This is a genomic window from Microbacterium sp. SD291 (assembly GCF_017355365.1).
Classification (GTDB): Bacteria; Actinomycetota; Actinomycetes; order Actinomycetales; family Microbacteriaceae; genus Microbacterium.
In genome coordinates this window covers 20,803-37,555 of sequence record NZ_JADIJR010000029.1, presented here as the reverse complement: position 1 = coordinate 37,555, position 16,753 = coordinate 20,803, and the positions used below count along the sequence as shown (strand labels likewise).

Genomic DNA, 16,753 nt, shown 5'->3' with positions numbered 1-16,753 from the left:
GAAGGTGAGACGGTCGAGCGTGACGGGGGCGTGAAGGGTGGGGGTTGACATGGTGTCTCCTGTCGAGTGCGTGGGGTGCACTGACACCGGGCCTGCGGCGGGGCCACGAGGGCGCTCGGACCGAATGGGTCTCTGAGCGTGTCGAAGGGCGGCCGTGGAGTCGGCGATCGTCGGGGTCAGCGCGCGGAAAGAGGAGCGCGGAGGCGACGGATCAGATCAATTGACTTCCAGACACGGCGGATAGGACTCCATGACGATACCCGGGCGTGTCGGGGTTCGCAACCCCGGATGCATCGACCCATCGCGCATCCGACGGATTGCGCATCGTTCACCCTGGCGTCACCTCCCGGGGCTACAGTGCCTCCATGATCAGAACGCATCGCCGCGCCCGCATCGCCGGGATCGCCGCCGCACTGCTCCTCACCGCCGCCACGACGGCCACAGCCGCTCCGGCGCTGGCCGACCAGCCCTCGTCGCCGGCGCCCTCCGCCGCTAGCGTGGGAGACGTGCGATTCGCCACGTTCAACGCCTCGCTGAACCGCGGCACCGAGGGTGCGCTCGTCAGCGATCTGTCCGCGCCGGGAAACGCGCAGGCGGATGCCGTCGCCGAGATCATCCAGCGGGCGAACCCCGACGTGCTGCTCATCAACGAGTTCGACTACGACGCCGATGGCGAGGCGCTGCGCCTCTTCCATGACAACTACCTCGCGGTGCCGCACGGGGATGCCGAGGCCGTCGAGTATCCGTACCGGTACACCGCGCCGGTGAACACCGGCGTGCCCAGCGGCTTCGACCTGAACGATAACGGCACGGTCGACGGCGGTGACGACGCCTGGGGGTTCGGGCTCTTCCCCGGTCAGTACGGCATGGCCGTGTACTCGAAGCTCCCGATCGACGAAGACGCGATCCGCACGTTCCAGCACTTCCGCTGGGCCGACATGCCCGGAGCCCTGCTGCCGGACGACTCCGCCACGGACGCGCCGGGCGACTGGTACTCCCCGGAGGAGCTCGCCGAGTTCCCGCTCTCGAGCAAGTCGCACTGGGATGTGCCGATCGCGGTGTCGAAGAACAAGACCGTGCACTTCCTCGTCTCCCACCCGACTCCGCCGACGTTCGACGGAGCAGAGGACCGCAACGGCACCCGCAACCACGACGAGATCCGGTTCTGGGCCGATTACATCTCCGGTGGCAGCACCGCCGGCTACATCACCGACGACGACGGCCGCGCCGGCGGGCTGAAGGGCGGATCGCTGTTCGTCATCGCCGGTGACCAGAACGCCGACCCGAACGACGGCGACTCGACGGCGGGCGCGATCGACCAGCTTCTCGAGCATCCGCGTGTCAACACGAAATCGGTGCCGACCAGCGACGGTGCGGTCGAGGCCTCGGCGCTGCAGGGCGGCGTGAACACCGGGCACGAGGGTGACGCGGCCGAGGACACCGCTGACTTCTCCGAGCCTCCGGGAAACCTTCGCGTCGACTACGTGCTGCCGAGCCGGCAGATCCGCATCATCGACTCCGGGGTGTTCTGGCCTGCGTCGGCCGACCCGCTGTCGGCGCTGACCGGCACCTACCCGTTCCCGTCGAGCGACCACCGGCTGGTGTGGGTCGACGCGGATGTGCCGGGCCCCAAGCGCTGATCCGGTTCAGGCGGGCAGGTTCTCGATCCACCTGGTGAGGAACGCGCGGACGTCGAGGAGCTCGTCCTCCGAGATGCTGTGCGTCAGCCCCGGGTACACGCGACCGGTGAGGTCGCTGTGCTCGGGGAGCCACTGCGCGGTGTGGTCGACCAGAGCGGGCGGGATCACGTCGTCGTGCGTGCCCCGCCCCCAGAAGACGTGCGGTCGCAGTTCGGTCAGGGACTCGTCGTTCGGCAGCTCGCCGGCGGCCGAGTACCCGCTCAGCGCCACCACGGCGCCGAACCGCTCCGGTGCGAGGCGCATCGCCTGGAGCGCGACGGCGGCACCCTGCGAGAAGCCGAGGAGCGCCACCGACGGGGCGCCGGCTGCGGCGACGTCGACCCAGCGCAGCAGCGCCTCGGCCGCGGTCGTCACGGCCGCAGGGCTGCGGCCGTCGAGCCCCTCGATCGGGTACCACGAGCGCCCCGGCATCGGCCACGGGGGAGTCAGAGGGCCGGCCACGGATGCCACGGCGATGCCCTCCGGCAGGTACCGGGTCAGCCCGAACAGGTCGTGCTCGTCGGCGCCGTAGCCGTGCAGGAGCACCAGCAGCGGCATCCGCTCGCGCTCGTCGTGTGACCACCTCGTGGCGGCGTCGTCGATCGTCAGGTCCTCGCTCACACTCTCATCCTGCCAGCGGATGCCGACACCGTGACCGTCCCCTCGCCCCGGAATGGCACCGGCCCCGACACACCCGAGCCGGTGTCGGGGATCGGGTGCGGCTGGTAGAAAGGACACATGGCGGTCCGCACACCTGATCCCGATCCGGAGCCCGAAGACGCAGGTCTCGGCGGTTTCGGCGATGCGCAGCCGCCGGCGCCGAGCGGGAATCCCGGCTGGCTCACCGACTTCGAGCTCGAAGAGGCCCGCCGCCGGCTGCCGATGCTCTACGTCGAGGCGATCCCGGTGCGCACCGACGGGTCGGGGCAGGTGACGGAGCTCGGCATCCTGCTGCGCTCCACCCCGATGGGGGAGATGACCCGCACCATCGTGTCGGGGCGGGTGCGGTTCGGCGAGACGATCCGCGACGCCCTCTTCCGGCACGTCGAGAACGACCTCGGGCCGATGGCGTTCCCTCTGCTGCCGCCGCAGCCGCTGCCGTTCACGGTGGCCGAGTACTTCCCGATCCCCGGCGTCAGCGCCTATCACGACGACCGGCAGCACGCCGTGTCCCTCGCGTTCGTGGTGCCGGTGACCGGCACCTGCGAGCCGCGCCAGGACGCGCTCGAGGTCACCTGGTTCACGCCGGAGGAAGCCGGATCCGACGCCGTCTCCGCCGAGATGGAGGGCGGCCGCGGCACGCTCATCCGCCTGGCGCTCGCGAATCTCGGGCTGCTCCGCTGAGAACCCTCGCGGGTGGGGCGTCGGCGGCGACGACGGATGCTCAGGCCGAGGTGAGCCGCGCCAGCTCCGCGACGAACGCGTCGACGTCGGCCTCCTGGGTGTCGAAGCCGCACATCCAGCGGACCTCGTTGCGCGCGGCATCCCAGTCGTAGAAGCGGAACGACTCGCGCAGTGCGTCGGCGACGCCGTCCGGGACCGTGGCGAACACGCCGTTGGACTGCGTCGGCTGGCTGAACGAGACGCCGCTGATCGAGCCGTCTGCGATGCCCGCCTCGATCTCGCCGCGCAGCCGCTGGGCCATCGCGTTCGCGTGACGGGCGTTCCGCAGCCAGAGGTCGCCCTCGAGCAGCGCGATCAGCTGCGCCGAGACGAAGCGCATCTTCGAGGAGAGCTGCATGTTGAACTTGCGCAGGTACTTCAGGCCCTCGGATGCCGCGGGGTCGAGCACCACGATCGCCTCGCCGAGCATCGCGCCGTTCTTGGTGCCGCCGAAGCTGAGCACATCGACCCCGGCGTCGCGGGTGAAGGCGCGCAGCGGCAGGTCGAGCGCGGCGGCAGCGTTCGAGATGCGGGCGCCGTCGAGGTGCACCTTCATGCCGCGCTCATGCGCGTGATCGGCGATGGCGCGGATCTCGTCGGCCGTGTACAGCGTGCCGAGCTCCGTCGACTGGGTGATCGAGACCACCAGCGGCTGCGCGCGGTGCTCGTCGCCCCAGCCCCAGGCCTCGCGGTCGATGAGCTCGGGGGTGAGCTTGCCGTCCTCGGTCGGGACGGTCAGCAGCTTGAAGCCGCCGATCTTCTCGGGAGCGCCGCCCTCGTCGACGTTGATGTGCGCGGTGGAGGCAGAGATCACGGCGCCCCAGCGCGGGAGCATCGACTGCAGGCCGGTGACGTTGGCCCCGGTGCCGTTGAAGACGGGGAAGGCTTCGACGCCCTCGCCGAAGTGCGCCTGGAAGACCTCCTGCAGACGCGCGGTGTAGGCGTCCTCGCCATAGGCCACCTGGTGGCCGCCGTTGGCGCGGGCGATGGCCTCGAGGACCTCGGGATGGATGCCGGAATAGTTGTCGCTGGCGAATCCGCGCACGGCGGGATCATGCTGAATGCTCACTGCACGAGTCTATTCGGCGGGCGGACGCCGGACCTCCGCGGCCGTGGGGGTTCCGGACGTCGGCGGTCCGTCCTACCCTCGATCGCATGGAACGCACCGCGGCGAAGACCGCCTTCGCGAATGTCCTCATCAACACGCTCATCGCCAATGTGACGACGAGCTTCCTCTGGTTCGCCCTGACGTTCTGGGTGTACATCGAGACGCAGTCGGTGCTCGCCACCGGCATCATCGGCGGCGCGTACATGCTGCTCGTCGCCTTCTTCGCGATGGTGTTCGGCACGATCGTCGACCGGCACCGCAAGCACACCGTGATGGTGCTCTCGAGCCTCATCTCGGCCGGCGCGTTCCTCGTCGCCGGGGCGCTGTACCTGTCGCAGCCGGAGGCGTCGCTGCTTGATCTCGGCGGGCCGTGGTTCTGGCTGTTCTCGGGCGTGATCCTGTTCGGCGGCGTGATCGAGCAGCTGCGCAACATCGCGCTGTCCACGACCGTGACGCTGCTGGTCGAGGAGGAGAAGCGGGCCAACGCCAACGGGCTCGTCGGCACGGTGCAGGGGCTCGCGTTCCTGGTGACGAGCGTCTTCTCCGGCTTGTCGATCGGCTTCCTCGGCATGGGATGGACCCTCGCGATCGCGATCGTCGCGATGGCGCTGACGTTCGCGCACCTGCTGTTCATCCGCATCCCGGAGGGCATGCCGGAGCCCGATCCGAACGCGTCGAGCGCTCTCGACTTCCGCGGCAGCGTGACCGCGATCCGCCAGGCGCCCGGCCTGTTCGCGCTGATCATCTTCTCGACGTTCAACAACCTCATCGGCGGCGTCTACATGGCGCTCATGGACCCGTACGGACTGACCCTGTTCGATGCGCAGATGTGGGGGTTCGCGCTCGCGTTCGCCTCGACCGGCTTCCTGATCGGAGGCGGCCTGGTGGCGAAGTTCGGCCTCGGGGAGAAGCCGATGCGCACGCTGCTCGCCATCGTCATCGTGATGGGGCTGCTCGGCTCGGTCTTCATGCTGCGCGAGTGGTGGCCCCTCTACGTCGTCGGCATGTGGCTGTACATGGTGCTGATCCCGCCCATCGAAGCCGCCGAGCAGACGATCATCCAGAAGGTCGTCCCGTTCACGCGGCAGGGGCGGGTGTTCGGCGTCGCGGCCGCGATGGAGGCCGCGGCGGCTCCCGTCACCGCCTTCCTGATCGCCCCGATCGCCGAGTTCCTGATCATCCCGTACATGAGCACCGCAGACGGGCAGCGGCAATGGGGCTGGCTGCTCGGCGAGGGCGAGGCCCGCGGCATCGCTCTGATCTGCTTCTTCGCGGGGCTGATCATGGTCGTCGCGGCGCTGCTGGCGTTCTTCACGCGCTCCTACCGTCAGCTGACCGACCTGTACGCGCACGCCCCTGCCCAGGAGGTCGGCGAGGGCGCCGAGACCGGCGAGCCTGATGAGGCACAGGCGGGTGACGTGCAGGCGGGTGAGCAGGCGACGGATGCCGCGGCGGACAGGCCTCGCGTGTTCGAGGCGCCGCCGCCGGTACGCGGTCAGGCGCCGGACTTCCCGGAACCGAGGCGCTGAGTTCGCATCCGGGACCCAGCGGGGTCGCCTCGACGCCTCGCGCTGTCATTCCCGTGCTCGCGCTGTCATTCCCGGTTCGCGCTGCAGATAATCCTGCAGCGCGGGGCGATTTCAGCAGCGCGAAGCGTCAGGACACGGCGCGGCGTCGGGCGATTTGAGCCGCCGCATCGCGCGCGGCTGGTCGGATTCAGGGCTCGAGGTCGATGATCCGGTCGTTCAGCTCGGCGGCATCCGCATCCCACAGCCCCAGGACCGCGGATGCGAGCGACTCGGGCCCGAGGGCCTTCGCCCGGAACACGACGGATGCCGCGCGCAGCGGCTCCTCGGCATCCCGTGCCGCCTTGGCGAAACCCTGTGCGACCGCACGCGCCCATGCCTCGCTCGCGGCCTTCACCGCGGCATAGTTCGCGCCGCCCGCCAGCGGCCGGGCCACCGCCGTCGACGAGACGATCGCGAAGCGTCCTGCTTCCGAGGCCCGCAGCGCGCCGTCGAACGCGCGGCTCGTCGCACGCACCGCCTCGAGGGCAGGCAGCAGCGCTCGGAAGTCGTCGTCCGTCTGTCCGGCGAGCCCGCCGCCGCCGCGCCAGCCGCCGACCAGCGAGACGACCGCGTCCACCGCGCCGAGACGAGCGGCCAGCTCGTTCATCGATGACAGCGAGGTCGCATCCGCCACCTCGACCTCGGCTCCGAGGTCGCGCAGCGGCTCGAGCCGCGACTCCGAGCGGCCGGTCGCGACGACCCGAGCGCCGGCGGCGATCAGCGCGGAGGCGACGGCGAACCCGGAGGCGCTGGTGGCGCCCGCGAGCAGGATGGTTCGGCTGTTCGCGCTCATGTGTACTCCTCATACGCGGATGGACGGGAGGATCCTCCCGTCCATCGTCGCGCGGTCCGTCAGTTATCGGCGCCTGTTCACCGGTCGGTGCCGCGGATGCCCACGGTCGACTCGATGACCGGCTTCATCTTCTTGTCGAGGGTCTCGAAGAACATCGACAGGGGGAACTCGTCGTCCATCACGGCGTCGGTGTAGCCCTTGGGTGCACCGGCGAGGATCTCGTCCGGCAGCCCGCGTGCCCACTGCGACGCCGGGTGCGGGGTGAGCGTGCCGCGGACGAGCTCGTAGGCCGCCAGCCAGTGGGCGGTCTTCGGGCGGTCGATCGAGTGCCAGTACAGGTCGTCGATCGCATCCCCGAGCGCGACGACCGCGTCGGGGACGTTCGCCCAGTCGAATGCGAGCGCCGTGTCGGTCCAGTGCAGCACGCCGCGCTGGTGCAGCCAGGCGAACAGCAGCTGGCCGCCGACCGCGTCGTAGTTGCGCGTGCGGTTGCCGGTGATGGCGAACCGGAAGATCCGGTCGAAGATCACGGCGTACTGCACGAGCGGTGCGTGCTCGAGCATCTCCTGCTCGCCCGAGGTGAGCTCCTCGCCGGCCTCGACGCGTGCGGTCAGCGAGCGCTGGATCTTCACCGACTCGCGGAACGCGGTCATGTCGCAGCGCATCTCCTCGAGGGAGTACAGGAAGAACGGCATCCGCTGCTTGATCATGAACGGGTCGAACGGCAGATCGCCGCGCATGTGCGTGCGGTCGTGGATGATGTCCCACATCACGAAGGCGCGCTCGGTGAGCGCCTGGTCGTCGAGCATCGCCGCGGCGCGCTCTGGCAGATCGAGGTTGGTGATCTCGGATGCCGCGCGGACGACCCGGCGGTAGCGGGCGGCCTCGCGGTCCTGGAAGATCGCACCCCAGGTGAAGGACGGGATCTCACGCATCGCGACGGTCTCCGGGAAGAGCACGGCGGAGTTCGTGTCGTAGCCGGGCGTGAAGTCGACCAGGCGCAGCGAGACGAACAGCTTGTTGCCGTAGTCGCCGGCCTCGAGGGCCGCGATGAACTCCGGCCAGATCGTCTCGACGATGAGCGCCTCGACGAGGCGGTCGCTCGAGCCGTTCTGCGTGTACATCGGGAACACGACCAGATGGCGGATGCCGTCGATGCGGTGCTGCTGCGGCTGGAAGGCGTTCAGCGAGTCGAGGAAGTCCGGCTCGGCGAAGCCCGAGTCCGCCCAGCGGTCGAAGTCGACGATCGAGGCGTCGAGGTACTCGGCGTCGTGCGGGAAGGCAGGAGCCAGGGCGCGGATGCCGGCGGTGATCGCGGCGACGAGCTCGCGGGCCTTGTCGTGGTGCGCTGCGTCCGGGATCGAGCCGTCCTTGACCTGAAGCTCGCGGATCGCGATCGCGGCGTCCTTGAGCTGCGCCCAGGCGGCGGAGGTCTCCACGGTCGCTGCATCCTCGACGACCTCGGGCTCGCCGATGATGGCCTGGGACTTGCTGGTGATGATGGACATCGGACCCTCCGATCGTGAGGTGGTGGAAATATTCCGGCAGAAACCGAACCTAACCGATATTATTCCACCTATGGACGATTCTGTCGACCGCGCGATCCTCACCGCCATCTCCCGAGACGGGCGCGCCACGCTCGCGCACCTGTCCGAGGCCGTCGGGCTCTCCGTCTCCGCCGTGCAGTCGCGTCTGCGGCGACTGGAGACGCGTGGCGTGATCACCGGCTACCGCGCGATCCTCGATCCGGAGCAGGCCGGAACGCCGCTGTCCGCGTTCATCGAGATCACCCCGCTCGACCCGGCGCAGCCGGACAACGCACCCGAGCTGCTCGAGCACCTCGAGGCGATCGAGGCGTGCCATTCCATCGCAGGCGACGCGAGCTACATGCTGTTCGTCCGGGTGGCGTCGCCGCGCGCTCTCGAGTCCCTGGTGCGCGACGTGCGGCTCGCCGCCAACGTGAGCACCCGCACCACGGTCGTGCTGCAGACGTACTACGAGAACCGCCCGATCATCCCCCTCGGCGACTGACTCAGAGCGCCGCCCCCACCATCGCCTCACCGAGCGGGGTGCGCAGGTGCAGCATACTGGCGCCGTCGCGCTCGCTGCCGATCAGGCCCGCCTCGCGGAGCACGGTCAGATGATGGGACGCAGTCGACGTCGCGATGCCCGCATCCCGCGCGACCTGAGAGGTGGTGCGCGCCGTTCCCGCCTCGAGCAGGATGCCTGCGCGCGCCGGTCCGAGGAGCGCTCCGAGCGCCTCCGCGAGCTCGGTCGCATCCCTCACCCATCCCGCGGTGACGCCGCGGGCCGGATAGAAAAGCGTCGGCTGGGCCGGTGGCTCCGTGAGGACCATGCATCCCCACGACGACATCACGGAGGGAACGAGCACGAGCCCGCTGCCGCGGCAGTCGACCTCCTCGCTGTGCCGGCGCATGGCGACATGCACGGCGCCCGCGCCCCAGCTGACCTTCGGGTGCAGCTCTGCGGCCATCGACGCGATGCCGGACGTCGCGATCGTGCGCGATCGCACTGCGATGTCGGCGCGCAGCAGCCGCTCGAGCTGCGGCCAGACCGGCGCGAGGGTCGCGTCCCACACCTCCGACCACGCGTCGGCGATCATGCGCCGGGCCCTTGCCGGGTGCGCCTGCATGTCTCGCAGGGCCTGCTGTCGTGACCCGGTCGACCGCAGAACCATCTTCCCGAAGTCCACTCGCATCGGGGCGAGGTCGGCGGTCCGCATCGCGTCGAGCTCGGCATCCGGGGTCATGTCCCAGTGCGGCGCGGCCGTGAGGAAGTCGGGCAGGTACCCGTCGTCGCCGATCACGGCGGCGAGCAGCGAGAAGCTCTGCCGCGGCAGGCGCTCGCGCACCGCCCTGAGCCAGCCCCACTGCAGAGGATGCTGCTCGGGCCGCAGCAGCACGCGCACCGCGTGGGCGAGCTCGTGGCCGGGGGAGGCGCCGAAGCGCACCGCCGACATCCGCATCGGCACGGGGCGCAGCCGCAGGTTCGTCGGCGCCGAGCACGCCGCCGACGTGTCGTACTTCTATGTCGAGAACCAGCAGGGCGAAGGCCCGGGGCTGCACTGGCATCCGTACTCTGAGACGTGGGTGGTGCTCGAGGGCACCGCCCGGATCACGATCGGCCAGCAGACGTTCCTCGCCGGCGCCGGAGACACCGCCACCGGCCCGGCGTTCGTGCCGCACCGCTTCGCGAATGCCGGCGACGGGATGCTGCGCATCATGGGCATCCACGCCTCGGCCACGATCATCCAGACGTTCATCGACCAGAACTGACCGACAGGAGAAACGATGTCCTTCCAGGCGTACCTCGACAAGGTCGAGACACTCACCGGCCTCACACCTCGCCAGTTCATCGAGCTCGCGAAAGAGCAGGGCTTCGACCAGGACACGAAGTCCACCGTGGTCCTGAACTGGCTCAAGCAGGACTACGCACTCGGTCACGGCCACGCGCAGGCGATGGTGCACGTCATCCTCAAGGGGCCGAAGATCGGCGACAAGCACGTCGGCAAGCCCGGAGCGCACGGCGACAAGTCGGACACGCTGTGGCTCGACGGCAAAGACACCAACCCGAACCCCTGACCGCACACCGGAGGAGCACGAACATGGCAGTCCGCATCGACCTGAACATCTCACTCGACGGATTCGCGTCGACGACCGACCAGACGCCGGAGAACCCGTTCGGCGACGACTGGGGGCGCTTGGTCTCGGCCTATGCCGCCACGCGCACGATGCGCGAGAAGGTGCTCGGTGACGCGTCCGGCGCCGGCACGACCGGCGTCGACGAGAAGTACGCGAGCGGGTACTTCGAGGGCGTCGGCGCCGAGATCATGGGAGCCGGGATGTTCGGCCTGCACGCGAACCCCGACGACCAGGACTGGCGCGGATGGTGGGGCGATGAGCCTCCGTTCCACGCGCCGGTCTTCGTGCTCACGCACACGCCCCGCCCGCCGATCGAGATGCGCGGCGGCACGACCTTCCACTTCCTCGACGCGACACCCGAGGAGGCGCTCGCGCGCGCGACCGAGGCGGCGGGCGGCAAGGACGTGCGCGTCGGGGGCGGCGTCGAGGTCGCGCGCTCCTTCATCGCGGCGCGTCTCGTCGACCGCCTCCACCTCGCGGTGGTGCCGATCGTGCTCGGGCGCGGTCAGCGCATCTGGGATGATCTGCGCGGACTCGAGAACGACTACGACATCAGCAGCGAGGTCGCCGAGAGCGGCGTCACCCATGTGACGTTCACGCGGCGCTGACCCTGCGACGGGGCGTGGGTCGTCATCGCGGCGCCCAGTAGGATTCCTGCGTGGCAGCATCCTCGAACCGCAAGAAGAAGTCGACCCGCACCCCGGCACGCACGAGCGGCAATCCCGCGCGGCGTCCCGTCGTCGAGGCGGGGCCGGTCACGCCCCGCGACTGGATCGGTGCGGCGCGACTGCGCACCCTTCCGCTGGCCGTCGCCCCGGTGGTCATCGGCACCGGCGCGGCACGGAGCACGGGCCCCGAGTTCCACTGGGTGATCGCGCTGGCCTGCCTCGCGGTCGCGGTGCTGCTGCAGATCGGCGTGAACTTCACGAACGACTACAGCGACGGCATCCGCGGCACCGACGCCCACCGGGTGGGTCCCGCACGGCTCACCGCCTCCGGCCGGGTGAAGCCGCGCACGGTGCTGATCATCGGCCTCGTCTTCTTCGCGCTCGCCGCGGTGGTCGGACTCGCGATCGTGATCCGCACGGGACAGTGGTGGATGCTCGCGGTCGGCGCCGCCTGCATCGTCGCCGCGTGGTTCTACACGGGCGGCAAGCGCCCGTACGGCTATTTCGGGCTCGGCGAGGTCTTCGTCTTCGTGTTCTTCGGCCTCGTCGCGACCCTCGGCACCACCTGGGTGCAGGTCTTCGCGCTGCCGCAGCAGGCGTGGCTCGGCGCCGTCGCGGCAGGACTCTTCGCGTGCGCGGTGCTGCTCGCCAACAACCTGCGTGACATCGATCAGGACCGCGAGGTCGGCAAGCGCACTCTGACCGTGCTGATCGGCCGGCGTGCGACCCAGGCGCTGTTCACGATGTTCGTGCTCGCGCCGTTCGGGATCGCCGCGTTCCTCGCACTCGCATTCCCGATCGCCTGGGTCGCGCTGCTCGCCCTGCTCGCAGGTCTTCCGGCGATCGTGATCGTCTGGACCTACCGGCAGCCGCGTGAACTCGTCGTGGCTCTCGCACTGACGTCGCTGACCGCACTGCTGTACGCCGGCGCGCTGTTCTGGGCGTTCGTCGGCTGACGCTCGCCCGTCGCTCGCGGGCTCAGGCCTTCGGTCCGCCGTCGATCGCCTCGTCCTCGGCATCCGCGTCGGACTGACTGCCCGAGACCCGATCCTGACGGCGCTCGTGCAGCTGCGCCGATGCGTCTGTGAGGGGCCTGCGCAGGAAGAGCATCGAGATGCTCATTCCGATCAGCGCGGCGAAGATCGCCGTCAGCCACCACAGTTCCCGGAAGATCGGGAAGAAGAACCACATGATCGCGAGCGGGACGAGGAACGCCAGCAGCCGCAGCACGGTGTAGACGAGGAGAGGTGCGGGCTTCACCCGTCCAGTCTACGTTCGCCCGGCGGTGCCGATTCCCAGCAGCGAGAACGGGATGCCGCGCACCACGCGTCGCCACGGATGCTCGCCGAGCGACCACAGCAGGTTCTCTTCGAGGTCGAGGGCGAGGTCCTCGCAGCCGACGGGGAGCGGGATCGGCGAGCGTGCCAGGTCATCACGGCGGCCGTGCCACAGGGCGCCGTCGCGCAGGCCGTCCGATTGCGACACGAAGTACTCCTCGCCCCAGCGCACCGCACCCTGCATGTGGCGGATGCCGGGGACGAACCGCGCCGTCTCCTCGAAGCGGCCGTCCGAGTCCTGCGGGATCGAGAACTCGCCGATCCTGCCGCGATCGTCCGCGAGGTACTCGCCGATCAGCACCCGCGGCAGCGACTCGCCCTCGACGTCGATGACGCGGCCGAGGAAGGAGCAGCGCAGCGGCACGGGGTGTACGCGCGAGCGCACGACGGCCAGGGCCCGAGATCTCGGCCATCGTGCGGCCCTGAGCCGACGCGCGTCAGGTCCCGTGACACGGCGCAGATCGGCGAGGTCGAACTCCCAGATGCCCTGGCCGGTCGCCGCGACGAACAGCCGGTCCTCGAACCAGGCGAGACCGCCGGCGTGGATCTGCGCCGGCACGAGCTCACCCACGGGGTCCTCGATCGCGAGCGCCACGTCGAACCGCCGGGAGCGCTCCAGATCGATGAATGTGACCCGCGACGCCAGATGCCGGCGGGCGCGGTCCTGCCGGAACCAGCTCACCGCGAGAGTCCGGCGGCCGTCCCGCTCTCCGAGGTCGATGCCCTGCGGATACCACTTCGTGGTCCACGACCGCGCCGTGACCCAGCGGAGGTCGACCGTGCCGCGGCTCGTGCGCCGCATCGGGCGCCAGATCGATCCGAATGGCCAGAGCATCCCTCCATCGTCGCCGATGCCGGCGCGAGGGTGGACCAGGACACCCCGCGTTCACCTCGGCGTCCCCGACCGGCAAGACGCGCCTGAGAACATGCCCGACACCAGCCGACCCCGGGAGCTCCGTGCGCACACCTCTCGTCACCGTCATCCTTCCCGCCAAGGACGCGGGCGCGTTCATCGGCACCACGCTGGAGACGCTCACCCGGCAGTTCGACGACCCCGCGGCCGTGAAGCTCGTCGCGATCGACGACGGCTCCCGCGACGACACCGGCACGCTGATGCGGCGGTACGCCGAGCGCTTCCCGCACGCCGAGGTCATCGTGAACCGGGAACCCCGCGGGCTGGCGAACGCACGCAACCAGGGTCTCGCGCACGTCGAGGGAGACGCCTTCTGCTTCCTGGACGGCGACGACTGGATGCAGCCGCGACGGCTCGACGTCCTCACCGCGCGTCTCCGCGAGCTCGGCTGCGACTTCCTCCGCACCGACCACGTCACGGTGACGGGCTCGCGTCGCGTGCTCGTGCGAGCGCCGCACCCCTGGCGCGAGACGGTGGGGTCGCCGCGGGGTGCGATCCTTCCTGCGAACGAGCGCACCATGGTCGACTACCCGTTCGCCTGGGCGGGGATCTTCCACCGGCGCCTCCTCGACCGGGGGCTGGCCGCGTTCTCGCCCGGGCTGTTCACGGCGGAGGACCGGCCGTGGATCTGGCGTCTGCATCTGCAGGCGGAGTCCTTCGCCGTGGTCGACGCCCCCGCGCTGCTCTACCGGCGCGGCGTGTCCTCCTCGCTCACGCAGGTGCGCGATCGGCGGCAGCTCGACTTCGCCCGCGCGATGACCGAGGTCATCGAGATCGTCGAGGCGGATGCCGAGGCCGAGCGGTTCCTTCCGAAGGTGGTGTGGACCACGCTCGCGCTCAGCTCGCGCCACCTCGTGCGGTCGCGGCGGATGACCCCGGCGCTGCGCGCCGAGATGCGCGCCGGCATCCGCGACCTGCTCGCCCGGCTTCCCGGCGCGGAGCTTTCGGGTGTGCTGGACCACCTAGACGGCCCTCGCCGCCGCGTGCTCGCGCGCACCCTGCGCCAGACGAGGACGACGGGCCAGACGAGGACGACGGGCCAGACGAGGAGGGCCGCATGACCCAGCTCTTCGCGCTGCACAGCGCCTACGGACTCGCCACGGCCGCCGCGGCCGTCGACGGCGGGCTCCTCGGCGAGAGCGGTGAGCGCATCCTCGTGCCGTTCACCTCCTCCCGCGTGCCGGAGACCACGGTCGGCATCGCCGCCGACCCGGCCCTGCGGACACTCCGAGCGCGGTTCGACCGGATCGAGGATCTCGACGCGCTGATCGGACCGCTGCATCCGAGCTCCTGGAAGCCGCACTCGGCCGACCTGCTGCTGCTCGAGCGCCTGCTCACCCGGGTCTGGAACCTCGATCCGCGCGACCTGGAGTTGCTGGTGCAGAGCCCGCAGGTCGCGCCGGCGCGCACGCTGATGACGATCTTCCCGCACGCGCGGATCACGATCATCGGCGACGGTCTGATGACCTATTCGCCGATGCGTGTGGCGCTGCCGCACACCGTGTCGGCCCGGATCGGCCGGGTCGCGTACGCCGACGTCGTTCCCGGGGTGCGGCCGCTCGTCGGCTCTCCGGCGGCGACGCCGGTGCCGGTGCCCGCCGGGCTGTTCCGCGCCGTGCTGCAGGAGACCGCGGATGCCGGCACTCCGGGCGTCCTGGACGACACCGCAGCCCTCGCTGACGGGACGGCGACCGTGCTCGTGCTCGGACAGTACCTGTCGGCGCTGGGGCTCATGACGGCAGCGGAGGAGCTCGCGCTGCAGGCGGAGATGATCGACCGGGCGTCGGCGTGGTCGCCGCGGCGCATCGTGTTCAAGCCGCATCCGTCGGCACCTCCCATGCTCACGGATGCCGTGCGGCGTCGGGCCGAGTCGCTCGGCATGGATTTCGTCGAGTACCGTGGCGCGCTCGCCGCGGAGCTGCTCGCCGAGCGGCTGGACGTGCGGGCGGTGGTCGCGGGCTTCTCGACCGCGCTGCCGACGGTGCGGACCCTGTGCGCGAGGGAGATCGGCGCGGCCGGGACCGATGCCGTGCTGCGGCGGCTCGAGCCCTACGAGAACAGCAACCGGGTGCCAGCCACGATCGTCGACGCCCTCACCAGGAGCGAGTCGCCGTACGCGTCTCCGGACCGGCTGCAGCTGCTGGTGGACGCGGTCGGCTACGTCATGCAGCCCGTGATCGCGGGTCACCTCCGCGCCCGCGCCGAAGAGCTTCTCGACGGGTTGGATCCCGCCGAACGCGACCGGTACTTCACTCCCGCGCGACTGCGCCGGCTGCGCCTCCCTGGCGCTCCCGGTGACGGCGTGCTCGAGCGGGCGCTGCGTCCGGCCGGCGGTGTCGGACGGATCGAGGAGCTGCGGTTGACGATGCACGGCGTGCGGCGCCGCGCCGGACGAGCATGGAAGGCGATAAGAGGACGATGAGCAGGTCGAAGGCAGTCGCGATCATCCCCGCGCGCGGCGGATCGAAGGGCGTGCCGCGCAAGAACCTGCAGCGGGTCGGCGGCGTGCCGCTGGTCGTGCGGGCGATCCGCGCCGCAGCGGATGCCGACGGCATCGACCTCGTCGTGGTCTCCACCGACGACGAGGAGATCGCCGCGGTGAGCACGGCGGCCGGTGCGCGGGTCGTCCGCCGTCCGGCCGAGCTCGCGGCCGACACCTCGACGTCGGAGAGCGCCGTCCTGCACGCCCTCGACGAGCTCGCCCGCAGCGGCGACGACTTCGAGGTGGTCGCGTTCCTGCAGGCGACGTCGCCCTTCATCCCGTCGGACGCTCTCGCGGATGCCGTCGCAGAGGTGCGCGCGGAGCGCGCGGACAGCGTGTTCGCGGCGCACGAGACCTACGGCTTCCTGTGGCGCGAAGGCGGCGCGAGGGACGCCGAGGCGATCAATCACGAGGCGGCGTTCCGCCCGCGGCGGCAGGACCGGGAGCCGCACTTCCTGGAGACCGGCGCGTTCTACGTCTTCTCCGCCGAGGGGTTCCGGGAGAGCCGGCACCGCTTCTTCGGGCGCACCCGGATCGCGCAGGTGCCGGAGTGGACCGCGATCGAGATCGACGACGAGCATCAGCTGCGGATCGCCCGCTCTCTCGCGAGCCTGCACGAGCAGCCCCTGCGGATCCCCGTCGCCGCGGTCGTCACGGACTTCGACGGCGTGCACACCGACGACACGGCGATCATCGACGCCGACGGGCGCGAACGTGTGCGAGTGAGCCGGGAGGACGGCATGGGCGTCTCGCTGCTGCGTCGCGCCGGCGTGCCCATGCTCATCCTCTCCACGGAGATGAACGGGGTCGTGCGCGCCCGCGCCGAGAAGCTCCGCGTCCCGGTGCTGCACGGCATCGACGACAAGGAGACGGCGCTGCGCGCGTGGGCCTCCGGCAACGGCATCGAGCTCGACAGCATCGCCTACCTCGGGAACGACGTCAACGACCTCCCGGCGATGCGGATCGTCGGCTGGCCGGTCGCCGTCGCGAACGCGCACCCGCTCGTGATCGAGGCGGCCAGGGTCGTGCTGCGCCGAGAGGGCGGACGCGGGGCCGTGCGGGAGCTGATCGAACGGGTGTTGCCCGGCTGACCGGTGCCGGTAACCCTCCGGTCGCGCGCCGTTCACAATCGGCGCGTACCCAGGAGAGAAGGCAATCGG

General features: G+C 70.5%; 18 protein-coding genes. 11 read left to right on the top strand and 7 right to left on the bottom strand.

Features of this window, described 5'->3' with window-relative positions; translation table 11 throughout:
* Nucleotides 1-365: 365 nt before the first annotated feature.
* Complete coding sequence (locus IPV10_RS13865; protein WP_207484796.1) at nt 366-1,640, top strand: endonuclease/exonuclease/phosphatase family protein; 1,275 nt, start codon at nt 366-368, stop codon at nt 1,638-1,640.
* Nucleotides 1,641-1,646: 6 nt separating this feature from the next.
* Here the strand turns inward: IPV10_RS13865 and IPV10_RS13860 are convergent, their stop codons facing one another.
* Nucleotides 1,647-2,300 (bottom strand): alpha/beta hydrolase, encoded by a 654-nt coding sequence (locus tag IPV10_RS13860; protein WP_207484795.1) that lies wholly within the window; start codon nt 2,298-2,300, stop codon nt 1,647-1,649.
* A gap of 117 nt (nt 2,301-2,417) precedes the next feature.
* On the opposite strand from IPV10_RS13860, the gene IPV10_RS13855 reads away from it, so the two are divergent.
* Entirely contained in the window at nt 2,418-3,023 is a 606-nt protein-coding gene (locus tag IPV10_RS13855) for a DUF4916 domain-containing protein (protein WP_207484794.1), read from the top strand.
* A 40-nt stretch (nt 3,024-3,063) separates the two neighbouring features.
* On the opposite strand, the gene IPV10_RS13850 is transcribed toward IPV10_RS13855, so the two are convergent.
* Nucleotides 3,064-4,131 carry a low specificity L-threonine aldolase gene (locus tag IPV10_RS13850; RefSeq protein ID WP_207484793.1) on the bottom strand — a complete coding sequence of 356 codons (1,068 nt, stop codon included), beginning with the start codon at nt 4,129-4,131 and terminating at the stop codon, nt 3,064-3,066.
* An 86-nt stretch (nt 4,132-4,217) separates the two neighbouring features.
* On the opposite strand from IPV10_RS13850, the gene IPV10_RS13845 reads away from it, so the two are divergent.
* The gene (locus IPV10_RS13845) at nt 4,218-5,699 is read left to right on the top strand and encodes an MFS transporter (protein WP_207484792.1); all 1,482 of its coding nucleotides are present in this window, start codon (nt 4,218-4,220) and stop codon (nt 5,697-5,699) included.
* Nucleotides 5,700-5,886: 187 nt separating this feature from the next.
* Here IPV10_RS13845 and IPV10_RS13840 read toward each other — a convergent pair whose 3' ends face one another.
* Nucleotides 5,887-6,531 carry an SDR family oxidoreductase gene (locus tag IPV10_RS13840; protein ID WP_207484790.1) on the bottom strand — a complete coding sequence of 215 codons (645 nt, stop codon included), beginning with the start codon at nt 6,529-6,531 and terminating at the stop codon, nt 5,887-5,889.
* A 77-nt stretch (nt 6,532-6,608) separates the two neighbouring features.
* Nucleotides 6,609-8,039: a DUF6421 family protein gene (locus tag IPV10_RS13835; protein WP_207484789.1), complete on the bottom strand. Its 1,431-nt coding sequence runs from the start codon at nt 8,037-8,039 to the stop codon at nt 6,609-6,611.
* Between the two features lie 70 nt (nt 8,040-8,109).
* Between IPV10_RS13835 and IPV10_RS13830 the strand changes: the two genes are divergently transcribed.
* Nucleotides 8,110-8,562: an Lrp/AsnC family transcriptional regulator gene (locus IPV10_RS13830; protein ID WP_207484787.1), complete on the top strand. Its 453-nt coding sequence runs from the start codon at nt 8,110-8,112 to the stop codon at nt 8,560-8,562.
* A 1-nt stretch (nt 8,563) separates the two neighbouring features.
* Here IPV10_RS13830 and IPV10_RS13825 read toward each other — a convergent pair whose 3' ends face one another.
* Nucleotides 8,564-9,517 carry a DUF5937 family protein gene (locus tag IPV10_RS13825; RefSeq protein WP_242684989.1) on the bottom strand — a complete coding sequence of 318 codons (954 nt, stop codon included), beginning with the start codon at nt 9,515-9,517 and terminating at the stop codon, nt 8,564-8,566.
* Nucleotides 9,518-9,566: 49 nt separating this feature from the next.
* On the opposite strand from IPV10_RS13825, the gene IPV10_RS17355 reads away from it, so the two are divergent.
* Genes IPV10_RS17355 through IPV10_RS13805 form a run of 4 tightly spaced genes read left to right on the top strand, consistent with a single transcriptional unit; the run spans nt 9,567 to nt 11,817 of the window.
* Complete coding sequence (locus IPV10_RS17355) at nt 9,567-9,827, top strand: cupin domain-containing protein (RefSeq protein WP_307861141.1); 261 nt, start codon at nt 9,567-9,569, stop codon at nt 9,825-9,827.
* A gap of 15 nt (nt 9,828-9,842) precedes the next feature.
* Complete coding sequence (locus tag IPV10_RS13815) at nt 9,843-10,133, top strand: DUF4287 domain-containing protein (protein WP_207484783.1); 291 nt, start codon at nt 9,843-9,845, stop codon at nt 10,131-10,133.
* A 23-nt stretch (nt 10,134-10,156) separates the two neighbouring features.
* Nucleotides 10,157-10,801 carry a dihydrofolate reductase family protein gene (locus IPV10_RS13810; RefSeq protein WP_207484782.1) on the top strand — a complete coding sequence of 215 codons (645 nt, stop codon included), beginning with the start codon at nt 10,157-10,159 and terminating at the stop codon, nt 10,799-10,801.
* A gap of 50 nt (nt 10,802-10,851) precedes the next feature.
* Nucleotides 10,852-11,817 (top strand): 1,4-dihydroxy-2-naphthoate polyprenyltransferase, encoded by a 966-nt coding sequence (locus tag IPV10_RS13805; RefSeq protein ID WP_207484779.1) that lies wholly within the window; start codon nt 10,852-10,854, stop codon nt 11,815-11,817.
* 22 nt (nt 11,818-11,839) lie between these two features.
* Here IPV10_RS13805 and IPV10_RS13800 read toward each other — a convergent pair whose 3' ends face one another.
* Both IPV10_RS13800 and IPV10_RS13795 read right to left on the bottom strand, forming a co-directional pair.
* Complete coding sequence (locus tag IPV10_RS13800) at nt 11,840-12,121, bottom strand: DUF4229 domain-containing protein (protein WP_207484777.1); 282 nt, start codon at nt 12,119-12,121, stop codon at nt 11,840-11,842.
* 9 nt (nt 12,122-12,130) lie between these two features.
* Nucleotides 12,131-13,033: a hypothetical protein gene (locus tag IPV10_RS13795; RefSeq protein WP_207484775.1), complete on the bottom strand. Its 903-nt coding sequence runs from the start codon at nt 13,031-13,033 to the stop codon at nt 12,131-12,133.
* 122 nt (nt 13,034-13,155) lie between these two features.
* On the opposite strand from IPV10_RS13795, the gene IPV10_RS13790 reads away from it, so the two are divergent.
* The 3 genes from IPV10_RS13790 to IPV10_RS13780 are packed head-to-tail and all read left to right on the top strand — an operon-like array spanning nt 13,156 to nt 16,684.
* Nucleotides 13,156-14,172 carry a glycosyltransferase family 2 protein gene (locus IPV10_RS13790; RefSeq protein WP_207484773.1) on the top strand — a complete coding sequence of 339 codons (1,017 nt, stop codon included), beginning with the start codon at nt 13,156-13,158 and terminating at the stop codon, nt 14,170-14,172.
* Nucleotides 14,169-15,533, top strand: a complete 1,365-nt coding sequence (locus IPV10_RS13785; RefSeq protein WP_207484771.1) for a polysialyltransferase family glycosyltransferase — start codon at nt 14,169-14,171, stop codon at nt 15,531-15,533. Before IPV10_RS13790 ends, IPV10_RS13785 begins: the two co-directional genes overlap by 4 nt.
* Nucleotides 15,530-16,684 carry an acylneuraminate cytidylyltransferase gene (locus IPV10_RS13780; RefSeq protein ID WP_207484769.1) on the top strand — a complete coding sequence of 385 codons (1,155 nt, stop codon included), beginning with the start codon at nt 15,530-15,532 and terminating at the stop codon, nt 16,682-16,684. The genes IPV10_RS13785 and IPV10_RS13780 overlap by 4 nt, the downstream gene beginning before the upstream one ends.
* Nucleotides 16,685-16,753 lie beyond the last annotated feature (69 nt).

Excerpts from the sequence above, each read along its gene's own strand:
- IPV10_RS13785 (WP_207484771.1), top strand. The coding sequence starts at position 14,169 with ATGACCCAGCTCTTCGCGCTGCACAGCGCCTACGGACTCGCCACGGCC.
- IPV10_RS13840 (WP_207484790.1), bottom strand. The coding sequence starts at position 6,531 with ATGAGCGCGAACAGCCGAACCATCCTGCTCGCGGGCGCCACCAGCGCC.
- IPV10_RS13815 (WP_207484783.1), top strand. The coding sequence starts at position 9,843 with ATGTCCTTCCAGGCGTACCTCGACAAGGTCGAGACACTCACCGGCCTC.
- IPV10_RS13845 (WP_207484792.1), top strand. The coding sequence starts at position 4,218 with ATGGAACGCACCGCGGCGAAGACCGCCTTCGCGAATGTCCTCATCAAC.
- IPV10_RS13865 (WP_207484796.1), top strand. The coding sequence starts at position 366 with ATGATCAGAACGCATCGCCGCGCCCGCATCGCCGGGATCGCCGCCGCA.
- IPV10_RS13795 (WP_207484775.1), bottom strand. The coding sequence starts at position 13,033 with ATGCTCTGGCCATTCGGATCGATCTGGCGCCCGATGCGGCGCACGAGC.
- IPV10_RS13780 (WP_207484769.1), top strand. The coding sequence starts at position 15,530 with ATGAGCAGGTCGAAGGCAGTCGCGATCATCCCCGCGCGCGGCGGATCG.
- IPV10_RS13830 (WP_207484787.1), top strand. The coding sequence starts at position 8,110 with ATGGACGATTCTGTCGACCGCGCGATCCTCACCGCCATCTCCCGAGAC.
- IPV10_RS13855 (WP_207484794.1), top strand. The coding sequence starts at position 2,418 with ATGGCGGTCCGCACACCTGATCCCGATCCGGAGCCCGAAGACGCAGGT.
- IPV10_RS13835 (WP_207484789.1), bottom strand. The coding sequence starts at position 8,039 with ATGTCCATCATCACCAGCAAGTCCCAGGCCATCATCGGCGAGCCCGAG.
- IPV10_RS13810 (WP_207484782.1), top strand. The coding sequence starts at position 10,157 with ATGGCAGTCCGCATCGACCTGAACATCTCACTCGACGGATTCGCGTCG.
- IPV10_RS13825 (WP_242684989.1), bottom strand. The coding sequence starts at position 9,517 with ATGCGGATGTCGGCGGTGCGCTTCGGCGCCTCCCCCGGCCACGAGCTC.